General features: G+C 64.0%; 10 protein-coding genes. 1 reads left to right on the forward strand and 9 read right to left on the reverse strand.

Annotated features, from left to right (window positions below):
- On the forward strand, nt 1-1,993 hold a 1,993-nt coding region (locus ACT53R_RS19175; RefSeq protein WP_476173520.1), incomplete at its 5' end, for a hypothetical protein.
- A gap of 308 nt (nt 1,994-2,301) precedes the next feature.
- Here the strand turns inward: ACT53R_RS19175 and ACT53R_RS19180 are convergent.
- The 9 genes from ACT53R_RS19180 to ACT53R_RS19220 all read right to left on the reverse strand — a co-directional run bounded on the left by ACT53R_RS19180 (nt 2,302) and on the right by ACT53R_RS19220 (nt 21,788).
- Nucleotides 2,302-6,108 carry a hypothetical protein gene (locus tag ACT53R_RS19180; RefSeq protein ID WP_476173521.1) on the reverse strand — a complete coding sequence of 1,269 codons (3,807 nt, stop codon included), beginning with the start codon at nt 6,106-6,108 and terminating at the stop codon, nt 2,302-2,304.
- Nucleotides 6,109-6,269: 161 nt separating this feature from the next.
- A complete protein-coding gene (locus ACT53R_RS19185) occupies nt 6,270-10,919 on the reverse strand; it encodes a hypothetical protein (protein WP_476173522.1) in 4,650 nt (1,549 codons plus the stop codon).
- A 707-nt stretch (nt 10,920-11,626) separates the two neighbouring features.
- Nucleotides 11,627-13,627, reverse strand: a complete 2,001-nt coding sequence (locus tag ACT53R_RS19190; protein WP_476173523.1) for a hypothetical protein — start codon at nt 13,625-13,627, stop codon at nt 11,627-11,629.
- 3 nt (nt 13,628-13,630) lie between these two features.
- Nucleotides 13,631-14,959, reverse strand: coding sequence for a hypothetical protein (locus tag ACT53R_RS19195; RefSeq protein WP_476173524.1), 1,329 nt, complete (start codon nt 14,957-14,959; stop codon nt 13,631-13,633).
- A 534-nt stretch (nt 14,960-15,493) separates the two neighbouring features.
- On the reverse strand, nt 15,494-17,254 hold the full coding sequence (locus ACT53R_RS19200; protein WP_476173525.1) for a hypothetical protein: 1,761 nt from the start codon (nt 17,252-17,254) through the stop codon (nt 15,494-15,496).
- A 205-nt stretch (nt 17,255-17,459) separates the two neighbouring features.
- Nucleotides 17,460-17,639, reverse strand: a complete 180-nt coding sequence (locus tag ACT53R_RS19205; protein ID WP_476173526.1) for a hypothetical protein — start codon at nt 17,637-17,639, stop codon at nt 17,460-17,462.
- Nucleotides 17,640-17,672: 33 nt separating this feature from the next.
- The gene (locus tag ACT53R_RS19210) at nt 17,673-18,725 is read right to left on the reverse strand and encodes a DUF2235 domain-containing protein (protein ID WP_476173527.1); all 1,053 of its coding nucleotides are present in this window, start codon (nt 18,723-18,725) and stop codon (nt 17,673-17,675) included.
- A gap of 13 nt (nt 18,726-18,738) precedes the next feature.
- Nucleotides 18,739-20,055, reverse strand: coding sequence for an MBL fold metallo-hydrolase (locus ACT53R_RS19215; RefSeq protein ID WP_476173528.1), 1,317 nt, complete (start codon nt 20,053-20,055; stop codon nt 18,739-18,741).
- A 2-nt stretch (nt 20,056-20,057) separates the two neighbouring features.
- Complete coding sequence (locus ACT53R_RS19220; RefSeq protein WP_476173529.1) at nt 20,058-21,788, reverse strand: hypothetical protein; 1,731 nt, start codon at nt 21,786-21,788, stop codon at nt 20,058-20,060.
- Nucleotides 21,789-21,799: the final 11 nt, after the last annotated feature.

Below are 21,799 nucleotides of genomic sequence, written 5' to 3' on the forward strand. Positions count from 1 at the left end.
AACTGGTCCGAACCCGATACCCTCCCCACGGGACTCACCGCCTGAGTGGCTACAAGATCCGTACGCAGGTCAGGAGTACGTCGAGCACAATTTCGCCGGGGGCTTCGTCTCGGCGGGCGAACAGCTGTTCGAACTTGCCAAGCAATGGGTGCTGGCGTCCCACCGCCGCATCGCGTTGATGGACGTCGCCAACGAGCTGATCCTGGCCGATCCGGCCCTGGCCGAAGCGGTTCGAGGCTGGGCCCGCGCGTGGGTCGTTCCCGATGACCTGAAGTCTGCCCTGGAACAACGCTACATCGCGGCTCGACTGGATGCTGCGAATTACTCGAGGGATGAGCAGGGCCAACGGGTGTTCGTGCTCCCGCTGCCGCTCGCCCAAGAATTGCAGGCCTGGGAACAAACGCACGCGCCCGCGCGCATGCAACTCACCCTGCCGAGCCAATGCCGGCGGTTGCTCGATGCCGGCGAACCGCTCAACGACGCGCAGGCTGCCAGGCTGTTTGAGCTGCTGGCGGTGCCACCGCACGAGGAATCGTGGGTGCAAGAGTGCTTCGAGCGCGCCGTTGCGGCCACCCTCACGGTACTAGCGTCCGACTGGTTGGCGCGCAATGCGACCCACCGGCAAAAGATCGATTCGGTTTTCGACACGGCGCTCGCGTCGTTGCCCGACTCCACGGAAGCCTTGGGCAAGGCACGGTTCCCAACCACGCACACGGGGATGGATTTTGTAGCGTGGGCCGTGACCCGGCAGTGGGCGGTGGAGCCCGGCGCCGAATCCGACCGGCGCGTCGTTCGCCTGCTGACCAGTGGCGATCGTTCGGCGCTGCAGACGACCATCTCCGCGGCCTATCACTATCGCGCCGACTTGGGCGGTCGCTGGTGGCGCCTGTTGCAGATCGGGGTGCTGTGGTCTGGCCTGAGCATGCTCGTCCCGCGTTACGGCGACTCCGACGCCATTACGCGGGTGTGGACGCACTGGTGGCGACGCCTGCGCAACGCGACCTTGCGCCTACCGGGCACGCCCGATGCATTGGACCTTGGCCGCATCAACGCGGGGTGCGAACGGTTGATGCGCCGCCGCCAGTTACGGGCCCACCTGGCTGACGCATCGCGAAGGCACCCGGATCAGCTGGCGGGCGCGGGCCTAGATACGGAAAAGCTCGACGACTTGTTCTACTGGTTGCTGCGCGGCGCCGGCACCGGAGAACACGTGCTGGACGCGTCCTTGGCCGGTCGGTTTTGGGCGCTGGAGGTAGAGCACGCGCGCGAGCGCGCCGATGACGATGGCGAAATGCATCTGACGGACCAGTTCGCCTACCACGTTGTCGAAAGGCTGTCGGCCCTGACGCTGCTCGAGTCCCCCACTACCGCACCGCCCCTCTGGCACCAGGTCTTGGCGCTCGGCCCCGCCGGTCACAACGCCGTCCAGCACTTCATCCGCACGCTGTTCCTGAGATTGTCCAAAGGCGGAGATCCGCAACGTTTCGAGGCCCTTTGGCAGGCGCTGGCGGACTACGCGCTCGCCGCGGATTGGAACCTGCCTGGCCTGTGGTTCCATGGGGAGCACATGCGACGGGCCATTCTCGGCTTCGGCAGTGAATGGGTGCTCGACAAGCTGCCGGCGGGTGCCGCTCTGCGCATGCGAGGCCGGTTTGCCTTGTGGGGGAAGGACCACCTCAAGCGCGAGGACAATCTGGCCGGATTGTGTTTTTTTGTCGCGTCCGGATTTGGCGCCCCACTGCGGTTCGACGCGTTGGTGTGGATCAACGCTGCACTCCAAGCGCCTCACGCCAGCATTGGGTTTCATCGCGACCGCTGCGGAGATGCGCTGGTCGAGCTCATCGTCACGATCTTGCAGGAGGACCTGGTGGCGTTGCGCCAGCGGGCGGACGCGCGGGCCGCGTTGCTCGACATCGCCGCCGCCTTGGCCGCTTCTGGGCGCGCGGATGCGCTGGCCATCCAGGATCGGCTGCGCGTTGCGCTGGCCGACTAGCCGATGAACGAACGCTAAGCCGGCGGCTTGCGCCGCAAGAGCGATTCCGGGGACTGACCGCGGTAGACGTACTGGCGCCGCTGACGTCCCGCGGGCGCTACGTAGTGCACCGTGGCGCCCGCGCGCTTGGCGATGCACTGCTCGAGCTGTCGCATGACCGGCCCGATCTGGGCCTGGTCCCAAAACTTCGGTCGCCTTTGTGCACGCCGAAGCCACTCGGATCCAACGCTCGCCATCGCACGCCGTCAAATACTAGGCGGTGGCGAAAAGCGGCCGAACAAAATTGCATGAGGCGCGGGAACACAAGGCTAGGCTCCACTTGAACTTGAGGTGCCAGCAAGCATCGCGCCGGAAAGGTCCTGCCGACGAAGCAGCGGGTTGCCGTACAAGGTCATGGCCATGCTGTTCTTGGGGTCGCCCCCCATTTGCGACTCCACGCGGCGATTGCCGGAAGCATTGGCATCGAGGAGCGTTTCGCCCGCCTCCCAGGCCGCCAGAAACCCCGGCAGCCAGTGCGACGGCACGCGAGGGTCCAGTGGCCACGGAGACGCGATCACCGCCAGACTGCCGCGCTCCAGAAGCAGCTTGGGCAAGCCGACGGTGGTACTGGCGACGGGATGTTCGTCCTGCCGCCCGCCACTGCAGACGAACAGCACCACCACGCCTGCCCCCTCCAGTGCCGTAGCAAGCGCCAGCCCGCTGACCTGAAACTTCGCCTCATCGGAAACGCGCTGAAAAAAGCGATTCTCGTCCGCCAAACTTCCGTGGGCCGCCACGATGGCCAGACTCGCGTTGCGCAGCGACTCGGGCACCTGCGCGGACGTAGACAAGGACACGCCGTAATGCTCAAGGCCATCGCCTACCCGATCGGCCACCGTCGCCAAGGTGGCATTGGCGACGTTGTCGGCCGTCGTGGAGATCCAGGCCGTCGCCGGTCCATAGGTCTTGCGCGGCGCGTTGATGGCGGCACTGAGCCAGGTCAGCGACGGGGCGACCGCCACGTGTGCGCTTCGCCCAATCGGCTCGTCCGCCACCAGCAGCAGCTGCGGTGGCAATCGTTGCAGCTGGGTGTCGAGAACGAACAGCACGCCATTGCCGACGCCCGTCGACAAGCCCAGCCCCTGCATGCTGTTGTAGAACACATTGGGGTCCCAATCGCGGCCCGCGTCCCGCAATTGCTCTTCATCCAGGCCGTAGTCGTAGGGAAAGCGGCTGGTCCAGTGGTGTAGGCGCTGCATCGAGAATGCGTGCGCTTCGCGGGTGACGGTCAATTCACCTGCTTGAGCGCTGACGCGAACGAGGCGTTCGTCGGCATCCGCGGCGAGCAGTTCGACCCGAATTCCTTGCCGCGAAATGGCCAGCATGGTTTCCGCCGGGTCCTGCACGCGCGCGGGTAGCCACCCGCCTTGTACCTCCCCGGGCAGCGACAGGGCGTGATCGGTCGTCAACTCCGCGGAGAAACTGGCCAGCGGTGGATCCTCCAGCGTGCCTGCGTCTGCGAGTTGGGCACGCGCGGCGCGGACGAGCCACTTCACATCGAAGCCCACGTCGTCTGCATAACGCGTGCGTTGAACCGCGTGGGTCAGCGCCAGCAACTGATCGGGCCCTGGCGCCGCGTTGGTGGCCAACTGCACCAGGCCGCTGGTGATCTCGCCCGCCCCGCCGCCGGCGGCTTCGATGCGCGCACGGATCGACGCGTCGACCGGCACCTCCAGCGAGTCCAGGTGACCCAGGATCTGAGCCGCCATAACGAGGATGGGGCCAAGTTCGTCATTCGCCTCCTGCACGGCCTGGAGGTTGCGATCGGCCACCCGCAGCAACTCAGACCACGCCTCCGGGTCCGCGGAGCGAGTCGTGTTGAGGCCGTGGAGTCGCAGCCCGACACGCATGGTCTCGATGCGATGCCCGTTCTTCTCGAAGACGCCCATCTGTTTGAGAAGCTGCTCGCAACTTTCCAGCACATGCTCGGCCTCGGCGAGCAGGCCCGTGTCGCGCAGCGCGCGGACAATGCCCATCGCCTCGTAGTACGCCTGCTCGAGCTCAATGGGCGCCTGCGTCGCGAGGGCGCAGCCAAAATACATCAAGGCGCGGTACCGATTGCAACTGCGGTGGTGGACATCGCCGTAGGCATACCACGCCAATCGCAAGCGCTCGGGCCGGCCGTGGCTGGCGGCCAGCCCCGCTTCGGCCAGATCGCGCGCCAACTGCGCCTCCCCGCTCAGCACCAGCCGGCTGTTGGCCAGGCGCAAGATTTCCAGGTCGTCGTTCTTGCGGGTGGCGTGTGGTGCGATGGCGAAGGCAGCGATCACCGAGACCCGCAACGTGTGAGTGTCGTCCAGAGTCTCCTTCTCGATCATGTAGTGGACGACTTGCTTCAGGTGCCGCAACGCCGCGTCGGCCGAGACGGTCATCAGGTGCGCGGGCAGCGCCGTCGACGCCAGATCGACGGCGCGCCGGGACGAAAGCCATGCCAGAGCGCCGGTCAAGAACGCATTCATCTGCGCTTCGTCTGGCATCGCCGTGTCGATGTCCGGCGGTTCAGCGGCTTGCTGCGGAAGTCCCGCCAGCTTGAGCAGGCTGTACGCCAACAGCGCCACGCCCACCGATCCCGAGATGTCCACCGACAGCACTTCGTCCAGGCGCTCGCGCGAGACGGTGTCCTCCGGCGTGATCGCCAGGTAGTGCAGCATGAACACGACCGCCTCCGACAGCGCCTCCTTGGTCGCATCGTCGTGGGCGAGCAACAATTGTTCGATCGACCAGAGCACGACGTTGACGGCATTGCGCGCGAACGACGAGGTCGGATCGATCTGTATCGCAAGCGACAGTGCGTGCAGCGGCAGTTGTCGGGCGCGGGCGTTGAGGGCCATCGCCAGCCGCGATTCGCTCGCCAGCTGCGGCCACCGAGCGTCCACCGCGGCGGCGTGCTCGACGTAATTGGGAACCTCGGGCTGGGCGAGCGGCTGGGTGACGAATGTCGCGTAGTCGTCCAACGGAATCGCGGTCGAACCCATGGACTGAAACGCCACCGAATCACGTGCCGCCTGCAGCATCCGCCGCAACTGTTGGGCCCGAAGCACCACGGACCCCGGGAAATGCCGGGCCAGCCAGTCGCTGGTCTGGCGCGCGATGGGCGGTGAGTTGAGGGATTGGCTCAGCTCGAGTGCCAGTTCGTTGGTATCGAGTTCGCGCAAGCCGCCGGCACTGGATTCGAGCAGGCGCCTGGCCAAATCCGGATCCTCGGCGCCCATCGCTACCGTCGCCAGCTTCAACTTCAGGTCGGTCGGCGCGGTGTCGGTGTTGAGTGGGCGAAGCAGTTCCAGGGCTCGTGTCGCACGGCCGCCCTTGTACAAGACCTGCACCTTGCACAATTCCTTCGCCGACGCGGCCAGCCGATCCTGGGAGTCGATCTCGGCAAGCACCGAGACGATGTCGCCGCGCTCCACGCGCCCGACCCACTCGTCGAGTCGCCCGACCATCTTGTCATCCACGGCCCGAGGATCCTCCGCACCCCAGACCGTGCAATCCATGTCTTCGAACACTTCGCGGTTGCGCGCGAGATTGGGCAGATACTCCCCGACGTCCAACAACACGCACACCGATTCGGGCACGCGGGGAATGCATTCTCGGGCGAGGTCGGTCAGTGGCGAGATCCAGCGATCCTCGGGAACCTGCATGCTCTTCGCGCGTGCGATTTCCCAGTTCGCGGGCCGGTAGCGCGCGGCGTCCACGATCACAACGAAGCTTGCTTTCGGGGCGCTCGCCACGGCGTCGACGACGACATGCGCATCGAAGGATTCGGCGCGACGGACAATTAACCGGCGCGACAGAATGTCCAGTTCCTCCGTGTCCATGGCGGTTCCGCGCTTACAAAGCATCTGCGCGGCCACCTCGGCCGCGACGGTATCGGGCATGTCCGGCGGCAGCAGCACGAGGGCGTGCCGGAACAATTGCCCACCCTCGGCATTGACGGCGTTGACCAGGACGAGGAATAGCAACTGCGCCAGGCGGGTCGTGTCATTTGGCCCGGCGAAGACCAGATTGAGGTTTTGCAGCTCGCCGCCTGCCAGCAGGTCAGCCCAGGGGAATTCATCGCCCGTCATCGGGGTCGCCATGCGATGGTCCTTGCGTGGTTATCGAAGATTTGCCGTGGCCCGGCAGCTGGGGTACGAGGTGCAACCCAAAAGCGGGCCATGCCTCGGGCGGGCGGCGTGGGCGTCATTGCCCCACCCGGTCTTGGACCTCGCAACCTGCGTTGCTTAGGCGTAGGCAGTCGCTACTCGCGCCACGGCCACACCATGTCGTCCGTGTGCCGGCGCAAGAAAGTCCGCTGCAGGGCCAGGCCGGACTTGTCGGCGCCGTAGTTCCAGCGTGGCCGGTTCAGGGCCCAATGCCGGCGCTTGCGTGCTCGCTGCGCCTCGTCCAGCGTGGCCGCGTCAGCTTCCTGCCGCATCCAGCACACAGCGCGCCGATCGGCGCATTGTTCGAACAAGACCCAGGCGGCGAAGGCTCCTTCCGGGTCGTCGCGTCGCCAGTATTCGCGCCACCAATGGTGGGCACAGGCTTCCAGGTATCGCAAACGCGCGGCGCCACGCCGGACCTCTTGGGCCCAGGAGCGCGACTGACCCTCGGGCCACGCGTCGGCCACCGGCAGCACGTTCCCCGCCAGGAAGCCGCGCAGGACCTCCGCGCGCTGCTGGCGCCAAGGCACCTGCGATGCCAGGTCGCGCGCGATCACCGCTTCCAGCCAGGACGTGCAGCCGTTAAGTTGCGCCGCGAGCGCCAACTCGTACAGCTGCGCATCGGTGTTTGTGCGCTCCGGCTCGAGCAGCGCATCGCGCGCGGCGATGACCTCGGCCGAGGCTGGGACCCGGAATAGCATGTGCCAAAGCTCCGGCAGATTCGCGGCGCCCGTGACCCGCGTACGCATGGCGTGGCCCAGGGCGCGCCACACGCTGACGCCACGAGCCGGCTGCTCAATGAGCAGCGCTTCGGCGATCGCCAGGAACAGTCCCTCGGCCAACTGCACGCGCCGCACAAATTCCGCACTCAAGGTTTCGTGACCGTCGATCCAGCGCGCGAGCAGTTCGGGACCACGCCGTAGGATGGCCTGCCCGTCCTCGCGCGTGACAAACTCAAGATACAAGCTCGCGCCTTCCTTGCGCGCCTTGGCGATCCGCTCGCGTGCTGTCTCGCTCGCGCGCTCGTGCGCTTCCTGCTGCGCTTTTTCATCGAACGCGTGCTTGAAGGCTTCGGCCGAGTTCGGGTCCTCGGGCGGCATCGGGCGAGCGGAGTACCAGGGCGGTCGGTTCGACGCGTCCGTGCGCTCGACGAAGATCTGTGCGCCCGGGTCGGGCGCCTCTCTCGGACCGCCGGCGAGGATGGCATCCAGACGCTCCAAGGCGACGCGGGCTTCCGAGGCGTCGCTGCCGCGCAGCCGCACCGCCTCCAACAAGCGCCATGGTGCCATGCGCCCGGCGATCTGTTCGAACGGCTGGCCACGGGTGGCCTCGATCAGCGCGCCGGAGGCGGCGTGCGCCGCGAGCGTGTCGGCGTCGAGGGTAAAGCGCCAGCCGGCTTGGTCGAGGTGCACCCCCAGACGACGGGAATCAGCGGCAGCCAACGCCATGAACGCCAGACGCACATCGATCTCGTCCGTCGAGTTCGCCTTCTTCACCAACCAGTCCCAGGCCGCATCGCTCAGCGCCGGCGGCTCGGTGATCAGCAGTACTAGGACATCCTGCTGCTGCTTGGGCGAGCCGAATCGATATCGCTCGATCAACTGATCGACTTGAGCGCTGCTCATCGGGCGCAGGTCATCGGTGATCATGGTCGGGATGCCCGGCAGGTCGGCCTCCACGACCAGCAGGGCCTGCGCCAGTGCGTCGAGATCGGTCAGCTCGGTCAACAGCAGTCGCGTCGCGGCCTGGGCCTCCTCGCCTTCGCGGGCATCGCGCTCGACCGTCCTCAGGGTGCGGGCCGCCGCGACCTGCTCGGGTCCGTGCAGGAGCAGCGCATCGGTCTGATGCCAGGCGCGCGCGGCGCGCGCCCCCACCGTCGTCGGCGCCAGGGACGCCAGCATTCGATGCAGGTCCGCCAGCACCTTCGGCGCGCAGCGCGCCAATACCGCCTGCAGCTCGTCAAAGCTGTGGTCTTCGCGCGTGGCGTAGCGGCCGGTGCGCATCTTGTCCAGCGGGAATTCGCGCGCCGCGTCGGCGACGGCTTGGCAAAAGGCGGCTGGCGGCTCGAAACTCGGGTCGAACCACAAGTCATCGCATTTGTTCAGTCGCACGTGCAGCGGCAGGGTTTCATCGACCAGAACCGCCGACACGTGCCGGCGCTCCAGACGGAAAAACAGGCTGCGGCCGGGATCGGCCAGGTAGTGCTCTTCGTAGGTAAACGGCCGGCCCATGACCACGTTCAGTGCCGCCGCGGCCTCGTTGTCCTCCTCGCGGCCCGACACGAGCAGCAGCAGCTCGGCCACTCGCCGCGCCAATTGCGGATTCACGCCGGCTTCGGGGGCGCGGCCGGCCATGTCCGCCGCGGCCGCCCGAATGCTCGCGGCGACGGGATCGGGATCGACCGGATTGAACAGGTACACCCAGCGCAGCTGATCCCACGCCCGATGGTTAGAGCCGACGGCCGCGGCGATGGCGGCCAGGCGCAGCGCGGGCACCGCTTCGACGAGGGGATAACCCTCGACCAGGGCGGGCAGATGGTCCGTCCACTGGCCCTCGTCGCGATCGACCAGCACCATCTCCTCACCCAGCAGCTTGCGCGGGCCCGAGGCATCGATGCCGACGCGCTCGATCCACCGCTTGTGCCGGTGCGCCTCCGCTTCTGCCTCTGGCGCCGACTGGGTTCGCACCTCCACCTCGCGCGAGATGCGGCGCAGCCACTGCGCGGCCCGGGCGAAGATGCGCGCGCGCACCGTCGTGTTGCTGCGGTCGATGCCGCGCAGCGCCTCGACGGCGGTGTGCCGGCTGGCCGCGTGGTTGTAGCGATGTGACAGCTCGATGGCGTCGAGCAACGCGTCAGGCATTTCCGCCGCGAGCGCTTGCACCTCGACCTGGTGATTCTCGGCCAAGTTTTGCGTTTGGAGCCACGCGGCCGCGAGGACGCCGAGCAGGGGTCGGGGCGGTCCCGACTCAAGGGCGATGGATACGGCGGCGCGCAGGATTTCCGGGCGCTGGTCCAGGCCGCTGATGGGATCGAGCCACTGCTCGAGCGCGGACTCCAGCGCCTCGCGCGTGGCGTGCGGGTCGGCGGACAGCAACTGCACGGCGGTGGCGCCGAGGGCGTGGTTCACCAGCGAGGGCGTCAGTTGCAGCGTGCCGTCCGAAAGCCGGGTGAAGAACGCGGAATCGGCCAGCTCGCTCAGGCGCTGGTAGACCTCCCCCGGCGCCAGGTCCGAGCGTGCGGCGGAATCACTGAGCGCCTTGAGCGAATAGGAACGGATGCCATCCTGAAACCCGGCGGCCGCCGCGCGCAGCCACTCGGCCCATTCCGGCCCGGAGAACGCCTTGTTTGCCGACGCGCCGGCGGTATCGCTGCCGTACTCCCACAACAGCCGATGCAAGGTCACCGCGCCGGCGTCGACGAGCCGCTCGCGGAAGCGGATCACCAAGTCGAACAGCCGGGGGATGCGCGCGGTCGTGTACAGGTCCGGGTGCAAATCCGCGCGGCGCAAGCCGTTCAACGCGAGCATCTGGTCGAATTCGCCGTTGGGCTTGAGGTCGTAGCCCTCGACCTCGAAGGCCACGGCACGATCCACCAGCGACGCGAGCCGCCGCAGCTTGACCTCGAAATGCAGCGTGCGCGTCGTCGTGATCGTGCGCACCCGCCCGACGAACTCCGCGCCCTGCAGGACCTTGAGCAGGCCTTCCCAGTTGGCCTGAGGCTGCTGGCTCATGCCGTCGAGGATCACCAGCAGGACCGGCCCCTCAGCAGGCGGAAGCAGCAGCATGCGCTCCAGTCGGGCGCGCCAATACGGCGCATCGCGCACCTGCATCACCTCGAGCAAGCGCTCGGCCAGGAAGGACTTGACCTCGTACACCGACCCCAGGTCCCGCCCGCCTACCGCAGAGGCCGGGATGAGCAAGGTGGCCGGCAAGTGGTTGGCCCGCTCGATCAGCCAATCGGTAACCGCCCAGGTCTTGCCCACGCCGAACAGGCCGGTCACGCAGGCCGGCGAGGCGGTGTCGGCGTGCGCGCTCCACCAATCGTCCAGCTGGCGCAACACCTGCGCGCGGTGGATGTGCCGCTTGGCGCCACCGGACACGACTTGGCCGAAGTGAGATTGCGATTGACGCGGATCGGTCCAGATCGAGCGCAGGCGCGAGAACGACTGGCGGCGAACGACGGCGGTGCCGATGTGCCAGGCGGCCAGGTCGCGGCGCAGGCGCTCGATCGCCGTGCCCAAGGGGACCGCCAGCCGGGCGGCCAGGGCACCGGCGACCGGATCGAGCAGCTTGGATACGAGCGCGGGATTGGAGGCCAGCAGCGCGGCCAAGGCGGGCTCGTCGTGGGATTTCCAGTCGACGATCAGGACGGCGATGCCGTAGCCGTTGCCGTGCTTGAACAGCTGGCGCTCGAGCTGCTCGTCGGCCTCGCGCGTCGCGGCCAGGATCCACGCCTCCAGCGCCGGATCCGCGACGATCGCCTGATCGATCTCGCCCAGCAGGAGCCGGTCATTGAGCGAGGTGTCGTCCCGGTAGCGCTTGCATTCGATGCGCAGGAACCGCTCCTGGCGTCCGGCGGTGCCGGCGTCCGCCCCGTGCTGGAAGCCCGACTTGGCCACCGCGACCGAGACCCCAATCAGCTCGCCAATCAGCGCGGCGGTCAGGTGCTCCAGTCGCGTTGGCGGATCGATGGCCTGCACCAGCGCCTTGAGCTGGTCGAGGTCTGCGGTAAGCGCTACTGCCATTCCCTTCCTCTCAAAAGACGGCGCGCCTCACCGGCACGGTGCCGTCACCCAGTGGGGTCTTTGCACGGACCCGAGCCTCAAGTATGCGGCACCGGAGTCTTACCTAACGAGATTCGAGGGCCCGACAGTGCTTGGAGAGCTCCGATGGGGTCGATAATGGCGCGTCCTGCGCGTCGCGGCGGTCCGATGCGTCTTAATCGGCCTGCTTGAGGATGCCGTGCGGGCTGGTGTGCGTGATGCACCCGAAGATTTCGATAAACAAGCGTAGTTGCGCTCGCCGCGCTAGGCGCCAAGGTGATCATCACCCCGAATGCGCCGCCGGCATCTCAAAAGTTGGATGTAAGGGGGCGATGCCGCCTAGATAGTCTGCAGTGTGCCATTAGCCGCAACGTCCGCTTCGGGTCGGGAGCCGCCCTTCCCTACCCCCGATAAAAATCCCTAATCCCCTGCCCCATCAATGTCCGCTTGACGCGCTGGGAGAGCTCCCACGTCTGGGAACCCCAGTGGCGAACGGCAACTGCTCGTCCGCCCGGGCAGGCGACTCGAACGCGCTCGAGAAAGCCTCGCTGGTTGGGTGTGCTGCCTCGAACACGTTGCTCAGACGGCGTGGCTCGTCGCCCCAGATGCTTGGGTCGCGAAACTGGCGCGCCTCTGGCCGGATTGCCAGCAACCGTTTGGCTAGCCGCGCTACCGGTGAAGTGAGCGCTTTAGCCCCAGCGGCCTCCTTCAATCGCTCCTAGGCGATCGCGGCTCAAAGATGCTGCCGCCTCCAAGGCATCGAAGTAGCTCTCAAGATTGTCCAAGGAACGTTGCATGTTGTCGTTCCAGGCCTCGTTCTTGACGTCGGTGGTTTCGTCCGTGTCGAACGCGCGGTAAGGCTCAGAAGGGACATCGACCGCGTCGAATCCGAAAGCGCGCAGCGGCCGATTCGCGGAATGGATGAAGTCGCCGGTTACCGACGCATAGGCCCGGACCTTTGCGACCAACGCATCGTGGCTGGAATTGGCTATCTTTCGCCCTAGCGAGATCCCGGCCCCCATCATGAATCCTTCGTCGCCGAAGCTCACCCACGACATTGCGACTTCCTGGAGCTGTTTGAGCATGGCCGACCGAATCTCCATGCACATCCGGAAGTCTTCCCTCCAGCCCTTGTCGATGCCGAGGAGCGCCCCGCTGAGCGATACTTTCCGGAAATCGATGATCGTCGACCATTCCTTGGTTTCGGAATGAATCAAGCAGACGATCTCGGCGATCTCCGCGGGCGACTCCGAAGTCGCCAGGGTGACGGCATTCCGGAGCAACACCTCGGCCTTCTGATTCTTCATGTCAAACAACTGGCACATCTGCAGGATGCGCTCGCGCGACTTCGGATCGATCGCTCCGTCGCGGGTCGCGAGGAAGGCGGCGTCGACGATCCAGGCGACCTGGCGCTTTCGATCGGCCAAGGCGGAAAGAACAGCCGCCATGTCCACGAGGACCGGGGGGCGGATCCTTTCGCAACGCTGCTCGCTGGCATCGACGTCAAGCACACGCGCGAGCGATGCGAGGAAACTCCGCTGCGCGGCGTTGGGTTCGCCGCCGATCGCGACGGCAACGAGGGCGTCCACAAAGGACTGTCGTTCGGGGGCGGGGACGTCGAGCGCCAGCAGGGCGTGCGACTTCAGCGGCACATGCTGCGCCAGCAATTCGTCGATCGTCAACGTGCGCGCAGCGGCAGTCTGCACCGCGGCGGCCTGCGGCACCGGGTCCGGCGTGAGCAGGTCACGCACTAGCGCCACACCGGCCACGATTTCCTTGGCGAGGTTCGCTAGGTCGTATTCGATCTCCGGCTCCTGCACTACGGCACCGGCGGCCTTCCTGCAGATCTCGGCGCGCCGGTCGCTCGGTTCCGAGCGCGTGATCCGCATGGCGTGCGGAATCTCGTTGGTCAGATCGATGATGCAACCGAAAGCGCGCCCGGCAACGAGACCCGACACGCGCGCATGGTCCAGCGAGCGCTCGCCGATACCGATTCGGGTGATCTCGCCGAATCGTTCAACTCCCGTGGACAGGACGTCTTCCGCCAACTGCGCGGCAAACTCCCCCAGCGTGATTCGCCTGCCCGGTGACATTCCCAGCCCGGTGAACGCGAGCTCCAGGTCATGGCTCTGTTCCAGCCGCTCCATGGCATGACCATGTTCGTCGAACTTATCGGCGTACTCGAAGGCGGCCTTCACGATACGCAGGAGTTCGGGCAAGGCGAGGTAGTCTTCGCGCACCTTGATGCTGTCGCGCCAGTCGATGATGCGGACATCCTGCGCGAGCTTGCCGACCTTTCGCGTCTGCTGGAGCACCAGCCCGCCCAGGCGATGTTGCGTATGAGCCAAGTGCGAGAGGTTGTTCCGGACCACGGCGATGGCACGCGCCGTAAACAGCCCCTGCTTCTGCATGCCGGCCAGGCACTTCCACGCCATGAGCTGGACTTCGACCAGGTCTGCGACCGTCGCCCGTTCCAACGAGGCGGTCTTGCCGCTGAACCTGTACCAGAGGCGCAGGAAAAAGCCGGCGCCACGGAACTGCTCCAGCCTGTCCTCTGACAGCCCCGCGAGGCGCGACGCATCGGTCGCGAGTTGATCTGCGGCGGCCTGGCTCAGCTCGCCTTCGGCAAGGAGATGACCGACGCGAGGATCGAGCGCTTCGACGTCGGCAAGGAATGCGTTGGATTCCATGATTCAGATCTTTTCGATGGCGAGTTGAAGTGCGTCCAGCTGAGCGTCGATGCCTTCCATCTGTACGGAAAACTGCTGCTCGGATTGGACGACGCCGACGCGGAATGACACGAACGCCCGCTCCGACATTGCGATCAGCGCGGTGGACTCGACCAGCAAATGGTGCGATCGCACGAGTCCTTCGGCTGTCGCGACCGTTTCGAGGTAGGGTACTTCGAAGTGGTTGTCGATGGCGATCGTCGTAGCGAGCGACGCGATCAATGCCCCGACGACACTCCCGACATAGACGCCAACCGGCCCAGCCGGCGCGCCGATCGCGCCCCCAATGGCGGAACCTACGACGGCGCTGGCGCTCTGCAGCAGGTTCTTGCCGATCCGTGCTTCCAGCTCGTCCGTCGTCATGCGGCCGGCCGCCACGAGGACAAGACACTCGGCAAGGTCCACTGCGCTGATGGCAAAGCCCGCCACGCCACCCGAGACCAGTGCGGTCTGGAACGCGCTGCCTGCAAACAACCGCGGCAGCGTGCGCGCGGCGATGCTAACCGTCGCGGTCGCGGCGCCAGCCTTGAGCGCGGCGTCCCCAGCCGCGATAGCCGTGTTCCACAGGATGTACTTCGTTGCGTCGATTTCGCTCAGCTTTCCATCCCGGACCAGCTTGAGGCACTGCACGGTATTGACGGTTCCCGCCACGACCGTCGCGATCATCGCAGCCGATTTGGCGGCATGCCACGACTGCTTCGCAATGGAAGCGTCGAGATAGCGGCTCTCCGTCTTGCGTCGAAGAGCTTCACCTTCTTCCTTGCCGGCCCCCAGCGCCTTGGCCTCTTCCAGGGACAGCTCCGCGGACTGGACGCCGTCGCGCTCGAGGTGTCCCGTCGCCTTCTGTTCCACCTCGCGCGCGGCGTCCGCAACGAGGGGCCGTTTCCCGGCGTTCTCGATCTGCGTCTTGCGCGCGGCCTGTCGGACCGCGTCCACTTGGTCCGAGGGAACGACATGCTGTTCGGTTTCGTGGTATTTCGGGATGCCGCCGCGTGTTTCCCGCAATGCCTTCTGCGTGTCTTTCGCCGTGCGGTAGTACTTGAGTTGCGCACGCGTATCGGGCGACTGTCCATCGCGCAGGAGAATGTCGGTGGTCGAGTCGATGCTGGAGAGCGTCGATTCCGCATGCTGGGCGGTGTAGCCGCGCACCCGCTTGTCTTTCAGGATCGCTTCGAGGTTGAACGTCTCGGCGTGGTGCACCTCGGCTGCGAATCCGGCCTTGTTGGCCAAGCCTTGCCCAGACCTCGCGATCCGTTGGAATTGCGCGTCGGCGAACCGAATCTCGTCGACCATTCGGCCCACCTCCGCTGACGCACGCTCCCCCCATATATGACACACGTCCACCGCGCGATAGCGCTTCGCTCCATCCTGCTTCATCGATTCCCCCTGTTCCATGCAAAACAACCGCAGATTCAAGCGCTCGCCCGCGAGCCGCGGAGATTGCGAATCGCCTCCTGCGTCATCGCGATGACAACCCACAAACCAACAAATGCGAAAATGTCCTTCACCATGCTGCTCTCCGAACCTGATTAAGAACGGCGAACATCGGCGAAGGCCCTGGTCGCACCGGACGTCCGACTCGATCTGTTCTATCCGAACTCCTTGAAGGGAGCTTTGACATTGGAAAAACCCTCACGGATCGGCGGCCGGCTGGATGACTTGGATCCCGTTGACGTAGCGCCGGTCCAATTGGAAAGCCTATCCTGAGTCGAACGGAATGTCCGCTTAGGGTCGGAAGCCGCCTTCCCTACCCCCGATAAACATCCCGAATCCCGTGTCGGCGTGCTCTCCTAAGGAGATACGGACCTAGCCAACTTTCAACCCATGCTATGGCTTGCAGTAAATAGCTGGGTAGCACGCACTGCCTTGGCACGAGTGAATGAAAGAAGAGATGATCCAGAAGAGTTGGGTGATGTGCCCCTTGACAACAGAACCTCTTTTTAGCCTCTCAAACTCTGTCCGCACTTCCTTCTTTGAGAGTGAAGAGCACGCTACGACACATTTTCTGTGTAGCCGGGGGTCTGCCAGTAGCGTCTTAATGTCGGAGTTGGCGCTCCTGTGGTCACCCAGCCGTGTTCTTTCAATTTTTGATCCACTGTATTTCTTGTTGAATTTGTGGTTTACCTTAGTCGAGAACGTGGTTGAGTTGAAATGCATACTGCCTAAGTTCTTGATGGCCTGCCCAATGACCTCATGTAGAGCACTCGCTGAATTGCTCGACTTCTTGGCGTGTTTAGAATGAATGAATGTCACGCGTGCAGACTTAAGGTCGATGGCGATGTGATCAGCCCATTCATTCCCGAGATCATCGCAAAACAGGTAGCTGTCATTTCGGTGCAAATGCTCTACCTTTGCGAACAGCGAGGACGGTTCGAACACAGCGGTTCGCCTGTTCACTTGACCTTTTTCACTCTTGGCGCTGGAGAAGCTACTAGTAGGTTCTAAGCAGTTCAGTATCGCATCCACCTCCGCTTTCCCGGCTCGACTCTCAAAACAGTTCTTCTTGATGTAGATGAAATCTGGCCTATCGAAGGAAACCATGAAGTAGCCATGATCAGTAATCCAGGACTGCAGGGTAATGTATTCATTTGGTCCTTTAATCTTCAGTCGCTTTAATGCAGCTGAGCTTGGTGATAAGGTCTTTTTGTTAATTCGAAGGGTGCCGCTTCGAGTGCCGACGAGGTGCTGTCCATTATCGATCTCGAAAGCAACATCCAGTGTTCCGAGAAACCTTTTCAGCGAGCTTGGCTTCAGCTTGTGGTACTTGCCATTTCTGTCATACCAAAGTTCGATGTTCTCTTCCGCCAGGTGCTCTTCGATGGCGGACCTTTCAAACAGAATGCTCGCAGGTCGAGCAGTCTTGAGCACTTCTTCCAAGGATACCCTTCGCGCGAAAGATGAGAAGAAGCTCTTGTTAACCCTTGGCTTAGACATTAGCGTGAACATCCGTGTCGACCACTCTGCCGCCTGCGCCACGCTGACGCGATCGGTCAGCTGATTGATCCGACCGGTATTGAGGCTGATCGATCGCACGTCGCTCTTAGTGCGGACCTGAGTGAAGCGCGGTATAGATCGTCCCGTAGCATGCGGCGACATATGACCCTTCAAATCGGGAGCTTCATAACTCCTGGCTCTAAGGCCTTTATCCGAAACGCTCATCTCTCGGGTGCTCAATTTTTGAATGAGAGATCTTGAGTCGTCAAACGTATTTAGAAGCTCTCCGTAGTCCGCAACCTCGAAATATTTTTCTAGAAGCGGCGTCAAAGTGGCGCAGCTTTTCTTGAAAATAGTTAATTCGCGAGCCCCAACCTCAATTATCACCAAATACGAAGCAATCGTGTCATAAATTTCGTGCCCTGGCGCGAAGTACGCCTCTCGTTTTGAGTAAAAGACGATCGCCGATATTTTTGCGTGTCCGCTTATTATACGCCTGACATCAAGCAGAACGTCATAATCCTTATCTTCGTTAGCGCGGGCAGCTTCAACGATCTTTTCCACATCACGATCAGTAATATCGGCTGAGGTCTTGACGAATGTTCCATTCAGAGTAATTCGGAGGTTATCGAATTTCAACGGCGCTGCCTTCATAGGGGTCCCTTCTAATTTTTCATCCTTACCAACATGATCTGACCTTGGCCTCAAGCAGATAGACGCGCCGCCCGTGCTTGCCCGCGATTTCTTCTGAGATCAGCGGAGTCCCGGCGCGAAACGTTGCTTCAAAGATCACGGCCTCGTCGCGTGACAACAACTCGGCCGCTTCTCGGAACGGGGTGTCAAGGTCGGTCGAGACAATCTAGATGCCGTCGAGAAGCGGGCACTTGGCCAGCCCCCCGACCTGACAATCGCCTTCGGCCAAGGCCTGCAAAAACACGCTGGGCGCCTTCGCATTCGCAAAGCAGGCATCCTCTAGGTAGATCAGCTTGATCGAGCATTCGAGGCCAAGCGAGAGACGGGTCTTGGTGAGGTGCAGCATGGGCCAGTTCCGGGCTAGTCGGTGATGGTGGGATCAGGGCGACGACGCCACGATGGTTGTGGTCGCCGCGCGAACGAAGGCTTCGGCGTTGTGAGGGTGGTAGTTCAGGCCGGCGTTTTCGAGCCGTTCGATTACCGAACGATGCACGGCTTCGTTCGCCCCGGGCGTCTGGCCCACGGGCCGTTCGAACGTGCCCAAGGCGTGGTAGATGCCTTTCATCGAGTCGGCCAGATAGGATTCGCTATGCGCCTCGAAAAACGACAGATAGTTTCGGTCGAACGCCAGCCCGAGTGCCTCGGCCTTCCCAACCATCCACTGAAGCGCGGCGTTGGCCAGGCCGTCGGGGGCATAGCCACCGCCGACGTTGCTGTGCACGCCAGGAAACCAAACCTGCTCGAGCGTACCGGTCCAGCCGGGCGGTATCGTCCACAGGTTGGCCGCGAAGGCTTTGCGGCGCTCGTCGATCGCGAGCGCGTGGTAGGCATGTTCGATGGCGGGATTCAGGCCGATGTCGTGGTACTGGTACTTGCCCTTGTTGAATAGCTGACCCAGTGCTCCTGGCGCCCCTAGGGCACCGACGGTGTCCCACACGCCGATCATCTTGATCGGCGGGCACGCGCGCGTCCCGCGCACGTTGTGGTTGGCCCGTTGCCATTGCAGCGTGCCTGGGCCCTGCCGGGACTCATAGCAGCCGTAGAGTTCCGGGACGTAGTAGTCGTCGTCCTTCTCGAGCAGGCCCACCAACCACAGGAAGCCGGCCAGGGTGCGGACGGTGAAGGCGCCGCGACTGAACCCGAACAAATACAGCTCGTCCCCTGGTGCGTAGTTGTAGAGAATGGAGCGGTACAACTCGCGAATGTTGTCTTCGATACCGTGACCGAACGCCCCACCGGTCAGCTTGTCCATCCCCTTTTCGGTACCGACGCCGTCGTGATAGATCACGATTTGATCCACGCCCACGGCATCGCGCGGTTGCACCGCCCGGGCGAGCTTGGTGACATTGGTGGGGCGGCGTTTCTTGGTCTTCTCGTCGAGTTGGTCGCGGATATTCCAGGTGCCGTCGGCACAGATCACGATGCGCTTCATGCGGGGCCTTCCTTCAGAGCTTGAGGTTGCAGCTCAGCGACAACGCGTCCTTCGCCGTGCGCGTGTCGAATACCTCGGAGTCCTTCTGCAACGCGGCGCACAACGTGCTGCGCGGCACTTCGGTCCGGTCCGCTGCAGAACCGTGCACGTCGTCCTTCGTCGACAGGAAGGAAATCAGGCGCGACTTGGCTTTCGGCCCGCCCCGGTGGGTGAATCCGTTCCATAAATCCTTGGGCGTGGCATTCAAGCTGCCGTGGTGGCCCACCTTGTACAGGTTGACCCCCGCCAGCTTTTCGCGCACACCCGGCTGTGACAGCGCGTACATCCAGTTCTCATACTGGGCGTCACCCGGGAACAACAGCCGAGTCTTGCCGATGCTGAAGAGCAAGATCACGCTGGTGTTGTTCATTTGATCATCGAGCGTGCGCACCAACGAGAGCGTGGATTCGGCATGCTCACGCTGCGCGTGATATCGGAACCAACGGGCATCCCAGGGCGGCCGCTGTAACTGGTGGCGCGGGAACAGCGGCCGGGCCTCGTCCACGTCGGAATCGCCTGCTTGCTGGGCCCAGAAGTCCGCCCGTGTCCGGGTCAGGTGCCAGAACTGATTCTTGTCCTTGGCGCGCTGCTTGCTGATCGTCTGCGTCTGTTCCAGATCCGGTGGTCCGAGCACGTCGACGTTGACGCCCGGCAGCAAGGTCCCCAACCCCGGGTTGTCCCCGAAGCGTACGTAGCGACGCCGACGCGACATCGTCATCAAGTTCTTGATCGCGTCACGATTGGCGAGCCCGTTGTCATCGCCCAGGAACTCTAACTGCTCCTTCACAGCTTTGAGGTGACGTCCGCGTAGACGCCGACTAGCCACGAGGGCGCGGCCGGCGTAGGCATTCATGTCGCGCAGCGCGCCCACGAACAAGGCGCGGCGCGCCCGTGCAGTGGCGGTCGACTTGGCGCGCTTGGCATCGCGGGCCGCCTCGGGATGTTCGGTCCAAGGTTGGATCACCAAGTCAGGCTTGAGCGCGCGAATTATGTCGCCCGGTCCGGCGCCCTTGCTGGTGGTGAAGCCGCTGATGTGGTCCTTGTGCCGGTGCGTCGCGACCACGGCATGCAGTTTGCCTTGGCAGTCGGTCGCGATCTGGTTGGCGATTTGCACCAGATACTTGCCGGTCGTCGGCTTGCCTGAGGGCAGCCGGGTCGAGCCGAAGTCGATCAGGATGTGTCGGTCGACTGTACCGTAGTGGAAGGTCAGCAAGAAGCAGTCACCAAAGCCCACATCATAGCTGCGTAGGGTGACCGACTGCGGTGCCGTTGATTTCTTCTTCGCGGCCATGCTCACCACCTTCCCTTCACTATCGCCGGATGCAAGGCTCTGGCTTGGTGCATGCGTCGAATGCGGGCGGTCGATGGCGTCGGCGTTGCCAGCTCGCCGCGGTCCCACAAGCTTTGCAGACGTGCAGTTTGGCGCGGGCTGCGAACGCTGGTGCCGACGTGGAACTTGAGCTGGCCGTACTCGCTGAAGATGAGGCTTCCGCCGCCGTACAAGGTGATCAGCAGGTTGGTCGGCATATCGTCCGGTTTGCGGATGCCCAGGGAAGCCAATTCACTGGAAAACACCTTGAGAGACTGCACGTACTCGACCACGGTCTCGCGCAGGATGGACTGGTCGTTGCTTACGCGCACCACCGGCCGCACGGAGGTCACCCGGGTAAAGGCACTGCGGTCGATGCCCAGGGCTACGGCGTTCTCCCACACAAAGCGAAACACCTCGGACGGGTCGCGTTGCATGCCCTCGAAGTGCGTGCCCGACAGGCTGAACGAGTCAGCCGCCGGCGGCTCCCAGATACCGTCCTTGTGCTTCGTGCTTCCAGGCATGACGCCGAACGCCTCAAAGGAGGAGCGCAAGTTGTCCCGGTACCGGTACCGGGTGTCGTCGGGATTGAGCTGGGCGTCTGCTGTCAACAGGGCACTGAGGTAATCAGGGAAGCTCACATCGACCGGTGGCAAGTAATCCAATGCGCGAATCGCGATACGCAACAGATGGCGTGCCGACGCCGCGCCCTCCTCTGCCGCGACCGCGCGACTGACCGAGCTGACGCGCTCGGCGCGCAACGGCTTGAGGCGATTCACCCACGTGCGCAAGAAGGCGCGGATCATGACGGCCACGAGCAATTCGCCGCGATCGTGCTCCTCGGCGAAGCGCTCGCCGTCGTACAACTCCTTGGACGGGCGAATGTTCAGCGAGTGGCGCAGCGCATCGGTCGGCACCCCCGGAATCGTGCCGCCCATCTGCTCGGCCAATCGCAGCAAGGCCGTGTCGCCCAGGTCTTTGACCGTCAATTTGGCAAAGGGGACCCGGCCATCGCGGCCGGTCAAGGGCACGAGCGCGCGCTCGACCACTTCTTGGCTGCGAAAGACCGACAGCAGTGCCACGATATCGGCAAACCCCTCGTGGAACGCCGCCTGGTCAGGCGATGAGGGATTCAGATAGAACGGTCGCAGTCCGTCGAGCAAGGCATGCGTCGTCTCGTGGGCGACGATGTCATGCGACAGGCAGGTATAGATCCGTTTTCCGCCATGGCGGTAGTAGCCGAAGGTCAGGCTTTCCGACTCGCGCGAATACGCCGCGTTGGCATCCTCGTAGGCATGCGGGGCGATCTTGAGTTGATGGCTGGGATTGACAAAGCCCCACCCGACGCGTCGGCCTAGGGCACACTCGAATTCCTGCAGCGTCGCCATGGCAATGGCATAGACATTTTGCTGATGGAAGAACGGGTCCCTGACCAGGCGCTCGTTGTCGGTGACTTTCGCGTAGACGTCCTCGTCGACATGGGATTGGCGCGACTGGTAGAACCGGTCGGCGGACGCGTCGTAATCGATCACGTGCACCCGGTGGCCCTTGGGGCCACGCTCCAAGCGCTCGGCGGCGATGGTGACGGTGGTGGTCAGCGCGCGACCGCCCGCACCCAGCAGGCCGGGATCTTGCGCCAGAATCGTCCAACTACGCATCGGCACGTCGTGGCGCGCGGGGTCATAGGACGGCAAACGAATGGATTCGGATGACATGCGGATCCCTC

This window comes from Lysobacter sp. DMC104 (assembly GCF_056313665.1).